General features: G+C 53.6%; 14 protein-coding genes. 7 read left to right on the top strand and 7 right to left on the bottom strand.

The window, feature by feature from the left end; translation table 11 throughout:
* Positions 1-125: 125 nt before the first annotated feature.
* Positions 126-1,226 carry a sodium-potassium/proton antiporter ChaA gene (chaA, locus tag H4F65_RS03785; RefSeq protein WP_010276876.1) on the bottom strand — a complete coding sequence of 367 codons (1,101 nt, stop codon included), beginning with the start codon at positions 1,224-1,226 and terminating at the stop codon, positions 126-128.
* Between the two features lie 325 nt (positions 1,227-1,551).
* Positions 1,552-2,355 (bottom strand): siderophore-interacting protein, encoded by an 804-nt coding sequence (locus tag H4F65_RS03780; protein WP_010276879.1) that lies wholly within the window; start codon positions 2,353-2,355, stop codon positions 1,552-1,554.
* Between the two features lie 433 nt (positions 2,356-2,788).
* Here H4F65_RS03780 and H4F65_RS03775 point away from each other — a divergent pair, with 433 nt between their 5' ends.
* Entirely contained in the window at positions 2,789-3,472 is a 684-nt protein-coding gene (locus tag H4F65_RS03775) for a gamma-glutamylcyclotransferase (RefSeq protein ID WP_010276882.1), read from the top strand.
* 80 nt (positions 3,473-3,552) lie between these two features.
* Here H4F65_RS03775 and H4F65_RS03770 read toward each other — a convergent pair whose 3' ends face one another.
* The 4 genes from H4F65_RS03770 to narX all read right to left on the bottom strand — a co-directional run bounded on the left by H4F65_RS03770 (position 3,553) and on the right by narX (position 8,903).
* Positions 3,553-4,593 (bottom strand): DUF481 domain-containing protein, encoded by a 1,041-nt coding sequence (locus H4F65_RS03770; protein ID WP_010276885.1) that lies wholly within the window; start codon positions 4,591-4,593, stop codon positions 3,553-3,555.
* A 303-nt stretch (positions 4,594-4,896) separates the two neighbouring features.
* A complete protein-coding gene (locus H4F65_RS03765) occupies positions 4,897-6,174 on the bottom strand; it encodes an acyltransferase family protein (RefSeq protein ID WP_010276888.1) in 1,278 nt (425 codons plus the stop codon).
* Between the two features lie 277 nt (positions 6,175-6,451).
* Positions 6,452-7,102, bottom strand: a complete 651-nt coding sequence (gene narL, locus H4F65_RS03760; protein WP_010276892.1) for a two-component system response regulator NarL — start codon at positions 7,100-7,102, stop codon at positions 6,452-6,454.
* Entirely contained in the window at positions 7,095-8,903 is a 1,809-nt protein-coding gene (gene narX / locus H4F65_RS03755) for a nitrate/nitrite two-component system sensor histidine kinase NarX (RefSeq protein ID WP_172644786.1), read from the bottom strand. Before narX ends, narL begins: the two co-directional genes overlap by 8 nt.
* A 336-nt stretch (positions 8,904-9,239) precedes the next feature.
* On the opposite strand from narX, the gene H4F65_RS03750 reads away from it, so the two are divergent.
* From H4F65_RS03750 to narI, 5 genes are all read left to right on the top strand, one after another.
* Positions 9,240-10,628 carry a NarK family nitrate/nitrite MFS transporter gene (locus H4F65_RS03750; protein WP_039289088.1) on the top strand — a complete coding sequence of 463 codons (1,389 nt, stop codon included), beginning with the start codon at positions 9,240-9,242 and terminating at the stop codon, positions 10,626-10,628.
* Between the two features lie 786 nt (positions 10,629-11,414).
* Complete coding sequence (locus tag H4F65_RS03745; RefSeq protein WP_010276900.1) at positions 11,415-15,176, top strand: nitrate reductase subunit alpha; 3,762 nt, start codon at positions 11,415-11,417, stop codon at positions 15,174-15,176.
* Positions 15,176-16,741 (top strand): nitrate reductase subunit beta, encoded by a 1,566-nt coding sequence (gene narH, locus H4F65_RS03740; RefSeq protein WP_010276902.1) that lies wholly within the window; start codon positions 15,176-15,178, stop codon positions 16,739-16,741. Before H4F65_RS03745 ends, narH begins: the two co-directional genes overlap by 1 nt.
* The gene (gene narJ, locus H4F65_RS03735) at positions 16,734-17,453 is read left to right on the top strand and encodes a nitrate reductase molybdenum cofactor assembly chaperone (protein WP_010276904.1); all 720 of its coding nucleotides are present in this window, start codon (positions 16,734-16,736) and stop codon (positions 17,451-17,453) included. Before narH ends, narJ begins: the two co-directional genes overlap by 8 nt.
* Complete coding sequence (gene narI, locus H4F65_RS03730; RefSeq protein WP_010276906.1) at positions 17,453-18,142, top strand: respiratory nitrate reductase subunit gamma; 690 nt, start codon at positions 17,453-17,455, stop codon at positions 18,140-18,142. The genes narJ and narI overlap by 1 nt, the downstream gene beginning before the upstream one ends.
* 101 nt (positions 18,143-18,243) lie before the next feature.
* Here the strand turns inward: narI and H4F65_RS03725 are convergent, their stop codons facing one another.
* Positions 18,244-19,116: an EamA family transporter gene (locus tag H4F65_RS03725; RefSeq protein ID WP_010276907.1), complete on the bottom strand. Its 873-nt coding sequence runs from the start codon at positions 19,114-19,116 to the stop codon at positions 18,244-18,246.
* A gap of 62 nt (positions 19,117-19,178) precedes the next feature.
* Here H4F65_RS03725 and H4F65_RS03720 point away from each other — a divergent pair, with 62 nt between their 5' ends.
* Positions 19,179-19,742, top strand: coding sequence for a MarR family winged helix-turn-helix transcriptional regulator (locus H4F65_RS03720; RefSeq protein ID WP_010276910.1), 564 nt, complete (start codon positions 19,179-19,181; stop codon positions 19,740-19,742).
* Positions 19,743-19,748: the final 6 nt, after the last annotated feature.

Here is a 19,748-nt window from a genome sequence, read left to right as displayed (position 1 = left end):
GGGCCTGCCGGTCCGTCGACGACAGCCTTACGATACGCCGGATGCGCTCAGAAGATCCAGATATACATCAATAGAAGTGGTTTTTGGCGAGGCCGACGCGGCGAAAACCGCGTCGGCAGGGGGAATTACAGCGTGATGGTGATCAGATAGGCGGCAAAGAGCGCCAAGTGTGCGCTACCGCTTAATACGTTGGTTCTACCCGTGGAGAACGTAATGTGGCATAGCACCAGTACCGACAGCATCACAACGATGTGCGGCATATCCAGACCGAAGTTCAGCGTGCGGCCTGTAATCATAGCGATGATCGTAACGGTAGGGACCGTGAGTGAAATGGTTGCCAGCACGGAGCCGAAAAACAGGTTCATGGCACGCTGTACCTGATTTTTCAGGACGGCGCGGATTGCTCCCAGCCCTTCAGGCGAGAGGATTAATAGCGCGACCAGGAAGCCCGTAAACTGCGTCGGCGCATTCATTTCGGTCAGCAGCGTTTCCAGCGGCATGGAGTTTGTCTTGGTGACCGCGATAACAGCAACCAGATGAACCAGCAGCCAGGCAGTGTGCCACAGAGAACTGTGCGCGGACGGTTTACCATGGTGCGGATCGTCACCGTCGCCTTCGTCTTCATGCTCATATACAAACAGGCTTTGGTGCGTACGCGTTTGAATCAACAGGAAAACGCCGTACATCGCCGCAGAAATAGCCGCAATAATCAGCGATTGCGCTACGCTAAAATTACCACCGGGTAAGGCGCTGGGGAAAACCAGCACAATCACAGCCAATGGGAAGATCGCCATCAGGTATTGCTTGATGCCGCTGAGGTTGACGTACTGTGTGGCGAATTTACGGCCACCGAGTAGGAGGGCGAAGCCGACCAGACCACCGGTGACAATCACGATAATGGAATAGAGAGTGTCACGCATCAGGTCCGGACCAGCGTCACCGGTTGCCATCAGCGCCGAAATCAGGCTGACTTCAAGAATGACGACGGATAGGCTGAGGATCAATGAACCGTAGGGTTCACCCAGACGGTGTGCAAGCACGTCGGCGTGACGTACTACGCTAAAGGCGCTGAACAGTATCCCGGCTAGCGCGATGGCGTTGATGCCGAGAATGGCGACAAAATTTTGTGAAGTGCCCCACATGTAGAGCACGGCCAGCGCAATAACAGGAAAAATGAGCGAGTATTCATGGTGGCGAGTTTTGACCACCTCAGCATGAGACTTCATTGCGGGAGTTCTCCTTATCCAGAGGAATGATACGGCAAAATATCCCCGTCATATTTCAAGTCAACATACTGGCAGCTCGAACTATTTAGGGCATAAAGCGATTTATTGTGGTCGTAAGCCCTTTGTTAAGGGTAGAACAACAATAAACAGCAAAAGGTTACTAAAAAGTAGTTATAACGTAATAAAACGAAAAATATGATAACAGATTGTCATATTGATGCGGGAAGTTTTACGGATTTTTACGCTTTGCGCCTAAATTTAAATGAAAAGGGAGAATCTACGTGTCTTCTCCCTATCATGATAATATCAAATGTATTTTTTGTGGTTATTCGTCAGGATTATCCATAATATCGTGACGTTTATGATGATAATCCTCTTCATTTAGCCCTTCTCGCCAATAAGGCACGGCATACATCTGATTTCGCTCACCCCCGCGTTCGCGACGCACGTGGCGACGAAGCTGAACCACGATACGATCCTCACCCGCTAACCAGTAAAACGCATTTTCAGCCGACGGAAGTGCCTGAAACCGCTGCAACAATGCGTCGGTCACGTCCGTTCCGCCGATAATCCAGTGCAGTTGAAGCTGTGCTGGTTTCGCGATATCAAGCTTATCAGCCTCGCTGTCGACACGGATGACCGCATGCCCCGTTGCGTCATCAGGCAGATTCTCCAGCAGCGCCATGAGCGCGGGGAACGATGACGGGTCAGCTGCCAGATAATAAGCGGCCGCTGGCGGCAGCATCGGGAGCGGGCCTCCGGGTTGTGAAATACCGACCCAGTCGCCGGGCTGTGCCTGACGGGCAAAGGTGACGGCAGGCCCAGCGTGCTCATGCAGCGCGAAAACCATATCCAGCTCCGCATCCTCTGGGCGCAACGCGCGGACGCTATAGGTGCGAACGATGGGGCGAGCTTCGCCCTCTGGCCAGATCGGGCCGCGTTCGCCAATCGCGGGCAGAACCGGTTTTTGCTGTCCAGCCTGAGGCAAAAAGAGCTTGATGTGTGCACCGTATCGCTCGGTCGGATAATCGCGTAGCGCGCCATGATGGAAAGTAATGCAGCGTAAATGAGGGGAAATATCGTGGATGTGTTTAACCTGAACTAAAACAGGCTGACGCGGCGTTGCCATTTAGTGTCTCCGTGGATAGTCGATTCCAAATTAAGGATGATAATAACACGAGATGATAATTATTATCATTTGATGTCTATCCGTTATTATTCTTGTTGCCGCCGATACGTTTCATTGGCGTCGAGAGCTTTCACATCAAACGTACGACAGGCTCCTGACGTCACAAAAATGAGGTTTGTATCAGGAATGCGTCAAGTCTAACGGCGAGTTGCCGATTAGTTGATACAACAGCGGAATTTTTCGTGAGTGAAACATTATCACGAACTTTTTCTGTTTTTGTGACTAGTATCAAACTTGATTGCAAAGCCATAAATGAATAACCTCAAGATCCATAGTGTTGTAAAATTAAGCAGATGAAGCAGTTAGATTTTTACACGCAGGGCGAGAGCCGATCTGACGAGCAGCAAAAGAGTAAGGTTGGGGGTAGTAAGTAGTGTTAACACGCGATTTTTTGCAGAAAGCAGATTGTAGAACGTCTTTTGGTTGTATTGAAGAAACCTTACTGCTCACCCCGCAACAGCGGGCTGACTCGTTGGACAGGACGCTGGCGCTCCGGCCAAATAGCTGTCCTGTCTGGGTGTTTGGCTATGGTTCACTCATGTGGAATCCGGTTTTTGACGCCGAAGAAACCTGTCTGGCTACGTTGGCAGGGTGGCAGCGAGCCTTTTGCCTGCGCCTCACCATCGGCCGCGGCACGCTAACGCAGCCGGGGCGGATGCTGGCGCTGAAACCCGGTGGACAAACGACGGGATTGGCTTTCCGACTGCCGGAAACCTCATTGCGTGAAGATCTGGAGCTGCTGTGGAAGCGTGAAATGCTGACGGGCTGCTATCGTCCGCTCTGGTGTGAATTGCATCGCAAGAACGGCGCACCGCTGACGGCGCTGGTGTTTGTCTCCGAGCCGGAGCATCCCCTCAACGAAAATGATACCTGCATTCAGAGCGTTGCCCCGCTGATTGCGCGCGCGAGCGGTCCACTCGGCACCAATGCGCAATATCTGTTTGCACTCGAGCAAGAGCTGAAAAATCACGGAACGGAAGACGAAAGCGTGAGCGAACTGGCACAGCGGGTGCGTATCCTGCAACAGTCGTGTTCTGCGGCAGTAGGGAACGGCTAATAACGAAACAACGGTGGATATAAGCATTGAGGTGAACGACGAAATCGCCGTTCACCTTGAAACAATGTGAAGCCACTGACTTACCAGCCGACGCCAACACCCATGGTGTACAGCGTGTCGTCAACATTCCCCTGATTACTTTCGATACGGGTACGTGACACTTTCATGCTCATAGAAGACCAGTCGGTCAGCTTGAAGCGCAGACCTGCATCCGCTTTCAGATAGATTGGCGCAGTGCCATCAAATGAACGACCCAATTCACCGTTGGTGAAGGCTTCAACCGATTTGCTGAACAGGTAACGGTTGTACGCCCACTTAATCGCACCGGAGTAGAAGTCATCATTGCCCTGATCGCGGTAGACGAAGGTTTGGGAGTTGACCAGCGACGTCAGTGAGAACGCGCCTAAATCGTTATCCCAGAACTGATAACCGGGACCGAGACCGAAAGAGCGGTTGATTTTAATGCTTTCAATCCAGTCGCGTTTGTACTGATAACGACCCTGCCAGAACCAGTTCTCATCCACGAACTTATCCAGTGCATATTCGCCAGCCGCATTCTTGGTGCTCTCGACTTTATCCTCTTTTGCCAAATGGTAGCTGGCATCAAGGTTGTGTCGCCACGTATCGTGACGCGCCTTGGTGTTCAGCGTCACATCGTAGTTGTCGGTTTCTGTCGAACTTTTCTTGTGCGACATGCCAGCGTCAATGTTGCCTTTCCAGGCGAAATCGGTCACCAGCGGCTTCTGCGCGACAATAGACGTGATTTCAGAAAGTGGCAACGTTTGTGGGCCAGCCGCTTCGTTAGCCAGCGATGGGCTTGCGACGACGGCGCGGTTTTCGCCCGCTTTAACCGCCGGATACAGAACGCCTTTCTCGTAGCGTTCGCCTTGAATCACCAGACCATGGTCGGATTCAAAGGTCTTCACCTTATCCCAGGCGACAGAAATAGAGCCGGCATAGTCGGTGTTGATAAAGAGTTTACCGCCGTCAAGCAGCGTGATTTTCCCTGTAAGCTTGTCGCCGTTGTTCAGCCAAATGGTGTCAGCGCGGCTCTGTGTAATGCCAGCAGAGAGGGCGATAACCAGGCTGAGGGAAGAGAGTGCGTGTTTGGATAGTGTCATTATTGCCAAGTAAACAGTGGTGACAGGTAGTGAGATGTCCGTCAAAGACAAAGACGTACAGCCGATGATAACGAACCGGTTTAGTCCGGAACGGCAAACATTAACAGGAATCGTAGTGATGCTCTACCCGAAAACGAAAATTGATTAGAATGTAAATAGTTATAAAAGTGGCTATTGATGATTAACAGCTATAACGCGATATCTGTCACATTTCTTGGCTGGAGGAAAGGGGAGGAGTCGTGCGGGGGTGATGCTCTCTGACCCTGCTTGTTTCAGGTCAGAGAGCGTGAGCGATAGAGAACGCTATGCGGTGCGCTGCGTGCGGGAAGCGCTGTTGTTGCTCAGGAAACGTGCTGTCAGGAATGTCCTTACGCGGAACACGATCCGTTCCTGGAAGAGAACACAGAGCGTCACGGTGCTGAGCAGGAAAATGATATACCCCGTCATGGACAGCTGTACCTGACCTGCCGCGGAAATGCACTGACCCCAATCGCTGAAGCAGGCCATCGGGTTACCGCGCACCAGCTGTTCCAGCGTACGGAACAGATTAAAGAGCGGAACGTGTAGCGCAAAGATAGACAGCGAGGCGGCTCCCAGTCGGGGCGACCAGTGCCGCAGCCATTCACTATTAGGTTCACGCGCCAGCGCGCTGAGACAAACCAGACCAACCTGAGCCGGCAGGAGCAAGCCGTTGTGCAGCAAGAAGTACCAATAGGCTTCGCCTTTTGTGAATAGCCAGGTAGCGACAAGGAAATTCACACCGATAAAGAGGGCGAGTGCGTAGCGCTGGCCTTTGGTCAACGGTAAGCGATCTTTCTGGCGATAATGACGGAACAGCGCATAGCCCAATATCCCTGCCAGGAATTCTGGCAGACGGAAGATCGGCCCACGCTGCAACAGCCCAGTGTACGGCATACCGAACTGCTGTTGCCAAATTACCCAAATCGGCGGCAGTAGATACAGCAGGCAGACGATCCCCATCCACAGCCACGGATGGCGGCTGTTCAACAGACGCGGAGCCAGCAGCGGAAACGCCAGATAGAAAAAGAACAGCGTTGAAAGCGACCATAACGGGGCATTGAAGGTCAGAAAGTAAGGATTCCATGCCTGCAACATCAGTACCTGTAATAACCCGTTGAACGCCAACTGTGCATTCGTCATGTAATGGCGCAGCGTTTCAGGGTCGGCTGCGGGATCGTTGGTGTCATAAATAACGAAACGCGCGCTGGCGACTTGTCCTTCCGGCGGCACGGCCAGCCACTGCATCAGCGTGACAACGGCAATCGAAGACAGCAGGGCGATGATATGGATGGGATAAAGATTAAAGAAGCGTTTGGCCCAGAACTGGCGAACAGGTTCGCGCAGACGTCCGTCCTTAATGTAGACATGTGCTAGCAAGAAGCCAGACAGGACAAAGAACGTGCTGGTCGCGAAGAAACCCATACTGGTGAGCTCGCTCAGGAAGGGAATGCGCTCACGCTGGGGATAAACGTGTACCGTGTGATAAATCATCACGTAGCAGCCGAGCAAAAACCGTAACCATTCCAGGCCGATAAACCGCTCCTTACTGACCTTTTTCATGTTGTTCCTCAACGTTAAACTCGGTGTAAAAGCCGAAAAATGCGATTACTAACTAGTTTAGTCGAGAGCAACGTCACATTAATTAGGATAATGGCTATAAATGCCGGTGCCGTTTAGCAAGCGTTTAGGTTGGGCGGGGTGTTGATGGTATTTTCATCAATTCGGTTTTCATCAACTACGGCGGCATCCTCGCTCACGCGAGGATAATCTCGGACGGAAGGGCGCCAGAGCGCCTTATCCGTACCGCTGATAATAGCGGTATCTTGTGACGATTGGATTAAATCACTTTTTCTTGTAATACCCAGACAGCCGCTTCAACCCGTGATTTTAGCTTCATTTTTTTCAACAGGTGTTTGACGTGAACCTTAACGGTACTTTCGGTAATCGTGAGCTTGCGGGCAATCACTTTATTGGATAATCCCTGAGCCAACAGCTTCAGAATATCGCGTTCGCGCGGCGTGAGCTGCTGAATGTCCCGGTCGCTGCTGTGGCGGCTTTCTCGCAGGCTGGCGGCCAGAATCGGGGTTAACGTTTCACTCAGAACCATTTTTCCTGATGCCGCCTGATGCAGCGCGGCCAGTAAATCTTCCGGCTCCATATCTTTCAGCAGGTAACCGTCAGCACCATTTTTCAGGGCATTGACAACATCGTCTTCATGGTTGGATACGCTAAAGACGACAATGCGACCAGACAGCGATTTTTCCCGCAGACGATTCAACGTTTCCAGACCATTCATGCCGGGCATGTTCAAATCGAGCAGAATCAAATCCGGGTCCAGCTGTTCCGCTAGCTCGACACCCTGTTCGCCGTGACTGGCTTCACCTGCCACCTGCAATTCTGGATCCATGCTGATGAGTTGCTTAACGCCATTACGCAACATGGGATGGTCATCAATCAGCAGTAGGGTGGCGGCATCTTCGTTAATCATGAGTTTCTCCTGTTAATGGCAGCCGGTGACGGTATTCGGAGAGGAAGTTGACATTGACTTCAGTGCCCCCCGATGGCCGGCGTCGAACAATGCATTCGCCGTGCAAACCCCGTGCACGGTCGCGCATGATAATAAGTCCATAGTGGTTGGCGCGGCTGGCATCATCCGGAATACCGATGCCATTATCGGCTACGCTGAGTTCGATGTAGCCCTGACGTAGTTGCAGGGTGATATCGACCTGTGTGGCCTGCGCGTGTTTATAAATATTGCTCAGCGCTTCGCGCACAATTTGCAGGACGTGAATACCTTGGTGAGCGGAAACCGACTGCGGCGGCAGACGGTAATGCAGTTCGATGGGATAGCCCAGTCGCTTGCTGAATTCATCGACCGACGCCCGCAGCGCGGCAAGTAAGCCGGATTCCGACAGCTTCAGCCGGAACGTCGTCAGCAGCTCACGCAGTTGGCGATAGGCGGTGTTTAACTCTTCCCGCATTTCTGTCAGCAGTTGCTGCGACGCGGGCGGCAAATCGCCGCCCTGCATTTGCAGACAGCTCACCTGAATTTTCAGGCAGGAGAGGGATTGGGCGATAGAGTCGTGTAGTTCGCGGGCAATGGTGGCGCGTTCTTCCATTAGCATCAACTGCTGTTGATGGTTAGATTGGCGCTCCAGCGCCAGCGTGCTGGTCAACTGTTCCAGTAAGGTATTCAGTAACTGATTCTGATCGCGGCTCAATACGGTGTTGCCCGGCAGCGTGGCTAACACGACGCCATATTGTCCGTGCTTGTCATGCAGGTCCCAACAGTGAGGCTCGCCCGGCAGTTCTTCCCGATTTGCCTGCATACCGCAGCTCTGACAGCTGTCATCTGGGCAATGATCCGGCTGTGACTGGCTGCAATCGCTAAACTGATGAAACTGTTCCTGATTGTTATCTTCATACAGCCGCAGTTGAATATTGCGCAGCGGGGTCAGCGACGGCAGTTCGTTCAGGATCGGCATCAGTCGGCTACACAGCGGTGCACCGGTATGCAGGCGTCGACTGGCGCGATAGAGGAAAGAAAGCAGATCGTTTTTCTGTTGCAGGTCGGCCGTTTTCTCGGCGACGCGCAGTTCCAGACTGTGGTACATGGCGGAAAGTTCATCCGACATGCTGTTCAGCACCTGCCCCAGCGTGCTCATTTCGTCATGGCCGTTGATGGCGACGCGCTGAGTGAAATCACCTTGCCCGATAGCTTGTCCCATCGCAACCAGACGTCGCCACGGCCTCAACAGGCGGCGGCGCAAGTAAAAGAACGTTGTGACCAGCAGAATAAACATGATGCCGATGAAGATGCGCTGCACCAGCGTGACCATCCTCAACCGCTGTTCGGTTTTATGATCGATGGCGGAAACCAAATCGTCGAGCTGTTTCACGAAGCGGGCGACATCCGCCGAGGCATCAGCAGAATTCGTTGCCTGCCGCAGATGCGGTTGCAGGTTTTCCAGCCAGAAAACGCGCAGCGCAGTGAATTGTTCACTAAGCCCTTCCCGACGTACTGCCTGTTGTAGGTCGCTGCTGATTTCGTCTTCTTCCAGTTCTTGCAGGTAAATTTCATTCTCGGCAGAGAGCGGCACCATCGAGAGCAGACGGTAACTCTGCATACGCAGCGAGCCTGCTTTATTAATGGCGTGCGCGTTCCCTTGAATGCTTTGAGACATCCAACTGGAAACCGACATACCTGCAATACCCAGCAAACCGAGTAGCAGCATCAATAAGGCAACCTGATTGACGAGCGACAGCGGCAGCAGGAAACGTTTCAACATAATAAAGCGACCTCTGCTGGAGGAGTAGAAAACCAGTACCGAGAAGGATAACCCTTTAGGCATTTTTCCCGATCCTACATGATAACCCCATACCTACTAGTGAGTACCACCGAATATCCGCGCCTTGAAAGGGGATATGACAGTGCGAAAAAATAGAGATATAACAGCTTGAATTATCGTTGCTTATTTTTCTATTTTTATTACTCATTAAGGAGTGTGGTTATTTTTACACGGTTTTTTTACCTGACAGCGCGTTGATTTGCATCAACTTTACCTGCGGTGTAATCCCTAATGTTGCGCCTTAATTCTACCGCGTTTTTATTTATCGAGGTTTTTATGACGCAGCCTTCATCACCCGAAAAAGTATCGCAGAGCACGCTGATAAGGGAATGGAATCCTGAAGATACAAAATTCTGGCAATCTGGCGGCCAACGGATAGCACAGCGTAATCTTTGGATCTCTGTACCGTGCCTGCTGTTGTCGTTTTGTGTCTGGATGATTTTCAGCACCGTAGCCGTTAACCTAAACAAGGTTGGATTTAGTTTTACCACAGACCAGTTATTTTTGCTTACCGCGCTGCCTTCCGTCTCCGGCGCGCTATTACGTGTTCCATACTCCTTTGTTATCCCAATGGTTGGCGGTCGCCGTTGGACGACATTAAGTACCATCATTCTGGTGATCCCGTGTATTTGGCTCGGGTTTGCCGTACAAAATCCGCAAACGCCGTACAGCATTTTCGTCACGATTTCTCTGATGTGTGGCTTCGCGGGTGCTAACTTCGCGTCCAGCATGGCGAACATCAGTTTCTTCTTTCCCAAATCACGTCAGGGTAGTGCGCTAGGCATTAACGGCGGATTGGGCAACCTCGGCGTGAGCGTGATGCAGTTGCTGGTGCCAGTGGTGATTTTCCTGCCGATTCTGGGCTTCTCTGGCAATGGCGTTGTTCAGCCTGACGGGCACCAGATCTGGCTGCACCATGCAGCATGGATGTGGGTACCGTTTTTGGTGATTGCTGCAACCGCTGCCTGGTTTGGCATGAACGATCTTCCTGCGCCTAATGCGTCAATACGCAAGCAGTTGCCAGTTCTGAAGCAAATGCACCTGTGGGTACTGAGCTTCCTGTACTTGTCCACGTTTGGCTCATTTATCGGCTTTTCGGCGGGCTTCGGCATGCTGTCCAGAACACAGTTCCCAGACATTGTGATTCTGTACTACGCGTTCTTCGGGCCGCTGTTGGGGGCGTTAGCGCGTCCGGTGGGCGGAATGCTGTCTGACCGTTTTGGCGGTGTGAAAGTCACGTTGATTAACTTCATCTTGATGGTGATTCTCTCGGTATTACTGTTCCTGTCCCTGCCGAGTGCGAACTCTGCGGGCTCATTCGGGATGTTCTTTGGTATCTTCATGATGCTGTTCCTGACGGCCGGTCTGGGTAGTGGGTCAACCTTCCAGATGATCGCTGTGATTTTCCGTAAATTAACGGCAGATCGCGTGAAAACTCAAGGTGGAAGCGATGCGGATGCGCAGCGTACAGCAGCCACGGATACCGCAGCGGCGCTGGGCTTTATCTCAGCCATTGGCGCTATCGGCGGTTTCTTCATTCCTCAGGCCTTTGGGATGTCGCTTGAGTTAACCGGTTCACCCACCGGTGCGATGAAGGTGTTTGTGGTGTGCTACGTGGTGTGCGTATTGGTGACCTGGCTGTTCTACGCCAGAAAGAAAAGTTAGCGGCCTACATTTCCGAAATATTCTCTGCCTTCGTTTTTCCCGGCGTAAAAAATTGTGCTGAGGTGGGCGTGGTTGCCGGGTGAGGCGCATGGATGCGACGAAAACCAGTGCCGCGTCTGACAAAAACGTCAGAGACGTTTTTGAACAGCACTTGTGCTGGCCCGAAGGGCGAGCTCCATTTATGGGGCGAGTAAACGCGTCACTGGTGGCCCGAATTGCAGCCACGAACGCCGAAGGTATCGCGTAGCGACACAATTAGCGCCAAATAGCCACAGGTCAAGGAGCGCGGCAATTGAGCGCTCCTTGTCGGGCGCGTGCTACGAAGTAGCATGAAAATGACAGTGTTGTCGCGCACGAAACATTCGCAATATCTGCATAAAACATAAAAATATAACTACGACGCCTCCTCCTTTTCGGGGAGGCGTTTTTTTCGCGCGTCATCCAGCTACCCCCTTTACTGAATTTGTATGATTTTTCGTCGCTTCCCGACTACTACCTCTAAATAGTCGTGTGTATGAATTCAGTATAAGCACAAAACGAATGGTTTTATTTTTATCTTTTAAAATCAATTAATTATGTATTTTTTATATAATAATTCTTTGGTGGTAGTTGGCGGTGTACTCCGTTTTTCACAGGGTGACACTCTTGATCGTTATCAAGTTTGACAACGCGGTTGCTGGATACCCTAGCGCCAACTTGAGCGATGTGTCGTAAGCAAAAACAGATGTCTGCTACGAGCATTTCATAACGACAGGGGCCAGCAGGCTTCGCAGCAGGAGAGTCCGGATGAGCAAATTCCTTGACCGGTTACGTTACTTCAAACAACTGGCCGAACCGTTTTCCGATGGGCATGGCCAGACCCTCAATACCAATCGTGACTGGGAAGACGGCTATCGCAGTCGCTGGCAGCATGACAAAATCGTGCGTTCTACCCACGGGGTAAACTGTACCGGTTCATGTAGCTGGAAGATTTATGTGAAAAACGGTCTGGTGACGTGGGAAACGCAGCAGACTGACTACCCGCGCACCCGCCCGGACCTGCCTAACCATGAACCTCGCGGCTGCCCGCGCGGTGCCAGCTACTCCTGGTATCTCTACAGCGCCAACCGCCTGAAATACCCGATGATGCGTAAGCGCCTGCTGAAACTGTGGCGTGAAGCGAAACTGACACACAGCGATCCGGTTGATGCGTGGGCATCCATCGTCAACGACCCCGAGAAGACCAAATACTACAAACAAATTCGTGGCCGTGGCGGTTTCGTTCGTTCTGACTGGAATGAAGTCAACGAACTGATCGCTGCCTCTAACGTTTACACCACCAAGACCTTCGGCCCAGACCGCGTGATCGGTTTCTCACCGATTCCTGCGATGTCGATGGTGTCCTACGCAGCGGGTGCCCGTTACCTGTCTCTGCTCGGCGGCGTCTGCCTGAGCTTCTACGACTGGTACTGTGACTTGCCACCGGCGTCACCTATGACCTGGGGCGAGCAGACTGACGTACCGGAGTCTGCCGACTGGTATAACTCCTCTTACATCATTGCCTGGGGCTCTAACGTTCCGCAAACCCGTACGCCGGATGCCCACTTCTTTACGGAAGTTCGCTACAAAGGCACTAAAACCGTTGCGGTCACGCCGGATTACGCTGAAATCGCCAAGCTGTGCGACCACTGGCTGAACCCGAAACAAGGTACCGACAGCGCGATGGCGCTGGCAATGGGCCACGTGATTCTGAAAGAGTTCCACCTCGACAAACCGAGCCAGTATTTCAGCGAGTACGTTCGTCAATACACGGATTTACCGATGCTGGTGCTGCTGGAGCCGCGAGAAGACGGTTACTATGCGGCGGGTCGTATGCTGCGCGCTTCCGATCTGGTGGACAACCTCGGCCAGGACAACAACCCGCAGTGGAAAACCATCGCGATTGACGATGAAAGCGGCAATCTGACGGCGCCGCAAGGGTCTATCGGCTACCGTTGGGGCGATCAGGGCAAATGGAACCTGGAACAGCGCGACGGCGTGAGCGGCGAAGAAGTGAAGCTGCGCTTGAGCCTGCTGGGGTCGCACGACGATGTCGTTGATGTCGGCTTCCCGTATTTTGGCGGCGCGGTCAGCGAACATTTCAACAACGTTGCGCTAGAAGAAATCCTGCTGCACAAACTGCCCGTTAAGCGCCTGACGCTGGCTGACGGTAGCGAAGCGCTGGTTGCCTGCGTGTATGACCTGACGATGGCGAACTACGGCCTGGATCGCGGTCTGGGCGACGATAACTGCGCGCGTGATTACGATGATGTGAAAGCGTACAGCCCAGCCTGGGCCGAGAAGATTACTGGCGTTTCTCGTCAGAACATCATCCGTATTGCGCGTGAATTCGCGGATAACGCCGATAAAACGCACGGTCGTTCGATGGTCATCGTCGGTGCAGGTATCAACCACTGGTACCACATGGACATGAACTACCGCGGCATCATCAACATGCTGATTTTCTGCGGCTGTGTTGGTCAGAGCGGTGGCGGTTGGGCGCACTACGTCGGACAAGAAAAACTGCGTCCGCAAACCGGTTGGACGCCGCTGGCGTTTGGTCTGGACTGGCAGCGTCCGCCTCGTCACATGAACAGTACGTCGTTCTTCTATAACCATTCCAGCCAGTGGCGTTATGAAACCGTCGCGCCGCAGGAACTGCTGTCACCGCTGGCGGATAAATCCCGCTTTACCGGCAGCATGATTGACTTCAACGTGCGCGCCGAGCGTATGGGCTGGTTGCCGTCTGCACCGCAGCTGAACGTTAACCCGCTGGATATCGCAGAAAAAGCGCGTGCCGCCGGCGTAACTCCGCAGGACTATACCGTTGCCGCGTTGAAATCAGGCGAAATCAAATTTGCCGCTGAACAGCCGGATAGTCCGCAAAACTACCCGCGCAACCTGTTCATCTGGCGTTCTAACCTGCTGGGTTCTTCCGGTAAAGGCCACGAATATATGCTGAAGTACCTGCTGGGTACGGAGCACGGTATTCAAGGGCAAGATCTGGGTACAGCTGGCAGCGTGAAGCCGGAAGAAGTGGAATGGCGCGACCAGGGCGTTGAAGGCAAACTGGATCTGGTGGTGACGCTTGATTTCCGTATGTCCAGCACCTGTCTGTACTCCGACATCGTCCTGCCAACGGCAACCTGGTACGAAAAAGACGACATGAATACCTCGGATATGCATCCGTTTATTCACCCGCTGTCTGCGGCTGTCGATCCGGCGTGGGATTCCAAAAGCGACTGGGAAATCTACAAAGGCATCGCGAAAGCCTTCTCCCGCGTCTGTCAGGGACACCTTGGTCAGGAAACCGATCTGGTTACCTTGCCTATTCAACACGATTCCCCAGCTGAAATGGCGCAGCCGTTCGGCGTGGATGACTGGAAAAAAGGCGAATGCGATCTGATTCCGGGCAAAACTGCACCGCACCTGATGATGGTGGAGCGCGATTACCCGAACCTGTACGAACGTTTCACCTCGCTCGGTCCATTGATGGACAAGCTGGGCAACGGCGGTAAAGGCATCGGCTGGAACACGCAGACCGAAGTCGATTTCCTGAAAAAACTGAACTACACCAAGGCTGACGGTGCGGCGGCGGGTCGTCCGAAGATTGAAACGGCGATCGATGCGGCAGAGGTGATTCTGTCTCTGGCTCCGGAAACCAACGGTCAGGTAGCGGTGAAGGCGTGGGAAGCGCTGAGCAAATTCACCGGTCGTGACCACACGCATCTGGCACTGAATAAAGAAGACGAGAAAATTCGCTTCCGCGATATTCAGGCGCAGCCGCGCAAGATTATCTCCAGCCCAACCTGGTCTGGTTTGGAAGATGAACACGTTTCCTATAACGCCTGTTATACCAACGTTCATGAGCTGATTCCGTGGCGTACGCTGTCTGGTCGCCAACAGCTGTATCAAGACCATGAGTGGATGCGTGCCTTCGGTGAAAGCCTGCTGGTATACCGTCCGCCAGTCGATACCCGTGCGGCTGAGCCGGTGATGAATAAGAAGCCTAACGGCAACCCGGAAAAACCGCTGAACTTCCTGACGCCGCACCAAAAATGGGGCATTCACTCCACGTACAGCGACAACCTGTTGATGCTGACGCTGGGTCGCGGTGGCCCGATTATCTGGCTGAGCGAAGACGATGCCCGCGATTTGGGTATTGCGGATAACGACTGGGTAGAAGCGTTTAACGCCAACGGTGCGCTGACGGCGCGTGCGGTTGTCAGCCAACGTGTGCCAGCGGGAATGACCATGATGTACCACGCGCAGGAACGCATTATTAACCTGCCGGGGTCGGAAATTACCCAGCAGCGCGGCGGTATTCACAACTCGGTAACCCGTATCACGCCGAAACCGACCCATATGATCGGCGGTTATGCCCAACTGGCTTATGGCTTTAACTACTACGGCACCGTTGGGTCAAACCGCGATGAGTTCGTCGTAGTTCGTAAAATGAAACGCATCGACTGGCTGGATGATGAAGGCCAGGACTATGTACAAAAAGCGGTACAGCAGGAGAAAGCCTGATGAAAATTCGTTCACAAGTGGGCATGGTGCTGAATCTGGACAAATGCATCGGCTGTCACACCTGCTCCGTCAGCTGTAAAAACGTCTGGACCAGCCGTGAAGGGATGGAATACGCCTGGTTCAACAACGTCGAAACCAAACCGGGCGTGGGTTATCCCCATGCCTGGGAAGATCAGGAAAAATGGAAGGGCGGCTGGATCCGTAAAATCAGCGGTAAGCTCGAACCGCGTATGGGTAACCGCATCAGCGTGCTGTCCAAAATCTTCGCTAACCCGGATGTGCCGGAAATTGACGACTACTATGAGCCGTTCGACTACGACTATCAGAACCTGCGTAAAGCGCCGGAAGGCAAGCATCAGCCTGTCGCGCGTCCGCGCTCACTGATTACCGGTCAGCGGATGAAGAAAATCGAGAACGGCCCGAACTGGGAAGACGATCTGGGTGGTGAATTCAGCGTGCGCTCCAAAGATAAGAACTTTGAGCATATGCAGAAAGAGATGTACGGCCAGTTCGAAAACACGTTCATGATGTATCTGCCGCGTCTGTGCGAACACTGCCTGAACCCGGCGTGTGTGGCGACCTGTCCGAGCGGCGCGATCTACAAACGTGGCGAAGACGGTATCGTTCTGATCGATCAGGACAAATGCCGCGGCTGGCGTATGTGCCTGACCGGTTGCCCGTACAAGAAAATCTACTTCAACTGGAAGAGCGGCAAATCAGAAAAATGTATTTTCTGCTACCCGCGTATCGAAAGTGGTCAACCGACGCTCTGCTCAGAAACCTGCGTTGGACGTATCCGCTATCTGGGCGTGCTGCTCTATGATGCTGACCGCATCGAGCAAGCGGCCTCTGTGGAAAACGAGAAAGATCTGTACCAGAGCCAACTGGATGTGTTCCTTGACCCGCACGACCCGAAAGTCATTGAACAAGCGCTGAAAGACGGCATTCCAAACAGCGTCATTGAAGCGGCACAGCAGTCGCCGGTATACAAAATGGCGATGGACTGGAAGCTGGCGCTGCCGCTGCACCCAGAATACCGCACGCTGCCGATGGTCTGGTACGTGCCGCCGTTGTCACCGATTCAGTCTGCTGCGGATGCCGGTCAATTGGCGCACACCGGCGTACTGCCGGACGTCGAAAGTCTGCGTATTCCAGTGCAATATCTGGCGAACCTGCTGACCGCAGGGGATACCGAACCGGTATTGCTGGCGCTGAAACGTATGCTGGCGATGCGTCATTACAAACGTGCAGAAACCGTAGAAGGCAAAATCGATACCAGCGCGCTGGAGCAGGTTGGGCTGACCGAAGCACAGGCGCAGGAAATGTACCGCTATCTGGCGATTGCGAACTACGAAGATCGTTTCGTGATTCCATCAAGCCATCGTGAACTGGCGCGTGAAGCCTTCCCGGAAAGCAAAGGCTGCGGTTTCAGCTTTGGCGATGGTTGCCACGGTAGTGATACCAAATTCAACCTGTTCAACAGCAAGCGTATCGATGCCATTGATGTCAGTAACAAAACGCGCGACATGAACAGCAAAATCATGCGGGAGACGAACCATGATTAGCCTGCGGATTATTGCCCGCCTGCTGGACTATCCCGACAGCGAGCTGTGGGAAAACCGGGCTGAGTTGATCGAAGCGGTAGAGCAGGCTGATGCTTTACCGCTGCGTGAGAGTCATCAGCTCATGCAGTTCATCAATACGTTGTGCGCGCAGGATCTGTTGGACAAACAGGCGGAGTATAGCGGCCTGTTTGACCGCGGTCGCGCGACCTCGCTTCTGCTGTTCGAACACGTTCACGGTGAGTCTCGTGACCGCGGTCAGGCGATGGTCGATCTCATGCAGCAATATCAGGATGCCGGTTTGGCACTGGATTGCCGTGAACTGCCGGACTACCTGCCGCTGTATCTTGAGTACCTTTCTCGTCTGGAACCCGCGCAGGGGCGCGCGGGTTTACTCGACATCGCGCCGATTCTGGCGTTGATTGGTGCGCGTTTGCAGCAGCGTGACAGCATCTATGCCGTGCTGTTCGATCTGCTGTTGGCGTTATCCGGCAGTGATCTGAAAAGTGACGATGTCACACATCAGGTCGCTGACGAAGCACGCGACGACACGCCGCAGGCGCTGGATGCCGTGTGGGAAGAGGAACAGGTTAAGTTCCTCGGCGAAGAAGGCTGCGCATCGGCCCAACAAACGCAACACCAACGCCGCTTCGCTGGCGCGGTGGTGCCGCAATATCTGAATCTTGACGCTACATCGGCGGGAGGGCAACGCTAATGAGTGCAATCACGAACTATTTCAATGTGTTCTTTTTTGATATCTATCCTTACCTAGCGATGGCTATTTTCCTGATTGGCAGCTGGCTGCGTTATGACTACGGTCAGTACAGCTGGCGTGCCGGTTCGAGCCAAATGCTGGATAAGAAAGGGATGCGTCTGGCTTCTAACCTGTTCCATTTGGGGATTCTGGGCGTATTTGCCGGGCACTTCCTCGGTATGCTGACGCCGCACTGGATGTACGAAGCTTTTCTGCCAATGGATGTAAAACAGAAAATGGCGATGTTCGGCGGTGGTGCGGCAGGCCTGCTGACGTTTGTCGGTGGTGTGCTGTTGCTAAAACGCCGTCTGACCAACCCGCGTATTCGTGCCACGTCCAGCGTTGGCGATATTCTCATTCTGTCTCTGCTGGTGATTCAGGCTGGTTTAGGGCTGCTGACCATTCCGTTCTCTGCACAGCATATGGACGGCAGCGAAATGCTGAAACTGGTCGGGTGGGCGCAAAGCGTAGCGTTCTTCCAGGGCGGGGCGTCTGAGCATTTGGCGGGTGTCGCGCTGATCTTCAAGCTGCACATCGTGCTGGGGCTGACGCTGTTTGTTCTGTTCCCGTTCTGCCGTCTGGTTCACATCTGGAGCGCACCGGTCGAGTACCTGACGCGTCGCTACCAGTTAGTACGTAACCGTCGCTAAGTATGATAAACACGGCGGCGTTATCATAACGCCGCCGTTTTAACGTCTTCCTTTTCATCTTTCCCCGCCAACAACGCTCGCCATCAGCAGCTCTTAGCTGATTACTTACCTCGCGCCGTCGTCCATTGCACGGCGAAGACACTGGCTAATACGATGGCCAAACCCAGAAATGCCGTACCGGTCATCGACTGTGAAAGCAATACCCAGCCCAGCACCACGGCGGTCAGCGGACTCAGCAACCCCAATGAGGCAACGGCAACTGTCGGGAGGCGAGATACGCCACGAAACCAGAGACCATAAGCGAGCACGGCACCCGCAAGACAGAGATAGGAATAGGCCGCCCACTGCGGCAGAGTCAACGTAGGCAGAGGCGCATCGGCCTGCCATGCAACGGGTGCCAGCATCAATCCGCCGAGGAAGAGTTGCCAGCCGGTAAGCGGCAGTACGGGCAAGTCAAGTTTCCAGCGACGTGTTAACCAGACTCCGGTCGCCATACATACCGCTCCCAGCAGCGCGGCGGCAATGCCTACGGGCTCAAATGTTGTCTGCGGCGACAGCAGCAAAATAGCCATGCCCGCCACACCGACGATCGCCGACCACAGCGTCGCCAGTCTGGGCGCACGATGATCCACTGCCCAAACCAACACCATCACCAGCAGCGGTTGGATCGCGCCAAGGACTGCTGCCAGTCCGCCAGGCAAACGATAAGCCGCGACAAACAGCAGCGCTTGAAAGACGCCGATATTCAGGGCGCTGAGCACGAGCACGCGCCACCAGTCTCGGCGGGCGGGGAAGCGGCGCGTGAATAAGAGCAGCAGCAGCCCCGCAGGCAGTACGCGGATAAGCGCCGCCGTAAAGGGGCGGTCTGGCGGCAGGATTTCTGATGTCACGATGTAGGTCGACCCCCAAATCGCGGGGGCCAGCGCTGTGAGTAGGACGTCACGCCAATAGTGTGGTGAGGGTGTAGTGTTCATGACTTTACCTTCAATTCAAGATATCATGATAGTGTTGATTAATTACCTTGAAGTCAAGATAAATGAAAAATCAAACCAGCGAACGCGAATACGACGCGGTAGATGCCATCCTTGAACAGTGGCGGCGCGAACGGCCCGATCTGGATGCCAGCCCCATGGGACCGATTGGACGCCTCAGACGATGTGCCGCGTTCATCGAACTGCGTCTGGAAGCCTGTTTCTCTCGATTTGAACTGAGCAGTTGGGAGTTTGATATGCTGGCTACGCTGCGGCGTGCTGGTGCGCCACATTGCCTTAGCCCGACGGAACTGTTCTCCGCGCTGATGGTGACGTCGGGTACCATGACTCACCGACTCAAGCGCCTTGAAACCCGAGGATTTATCGAACGAGTGCAGAACGCACAAGATGCGCGCAGTACGCTTGTGCAACTCACTGGCACAGGGCTTGAACTGATTAATCGTGCCGTTGAGGCACATATTGAGAACGAGCGTCAGGTGCTCTCTGTACTGCCTGCCGATGTGCTGGCTGTGCTTGATGCTAATCTCGCTGCACTACTGCTAGGGCTGGAGAACCACTCTGGGCGTGCTGCGCCGAAAGAGACAAATTCAGTGCCAGATGAAACCTGAAATGAC

It is taken from the genome of Pectobacterium brasiliense (genome assembly GCF_016950255.1).
Lineage (GTDB): Bacteria > Pseudomonadota > Gammaproteobacteria > Enterobacterales > Enterobacteriaceae > Pectobacterium > Pectobacterium brasiliense.
The sequence above is the reverse complement of the archived record's forward strand: the minus strand, read 5'-3'. Positions and strand labels throughout refer to the sequence as shown.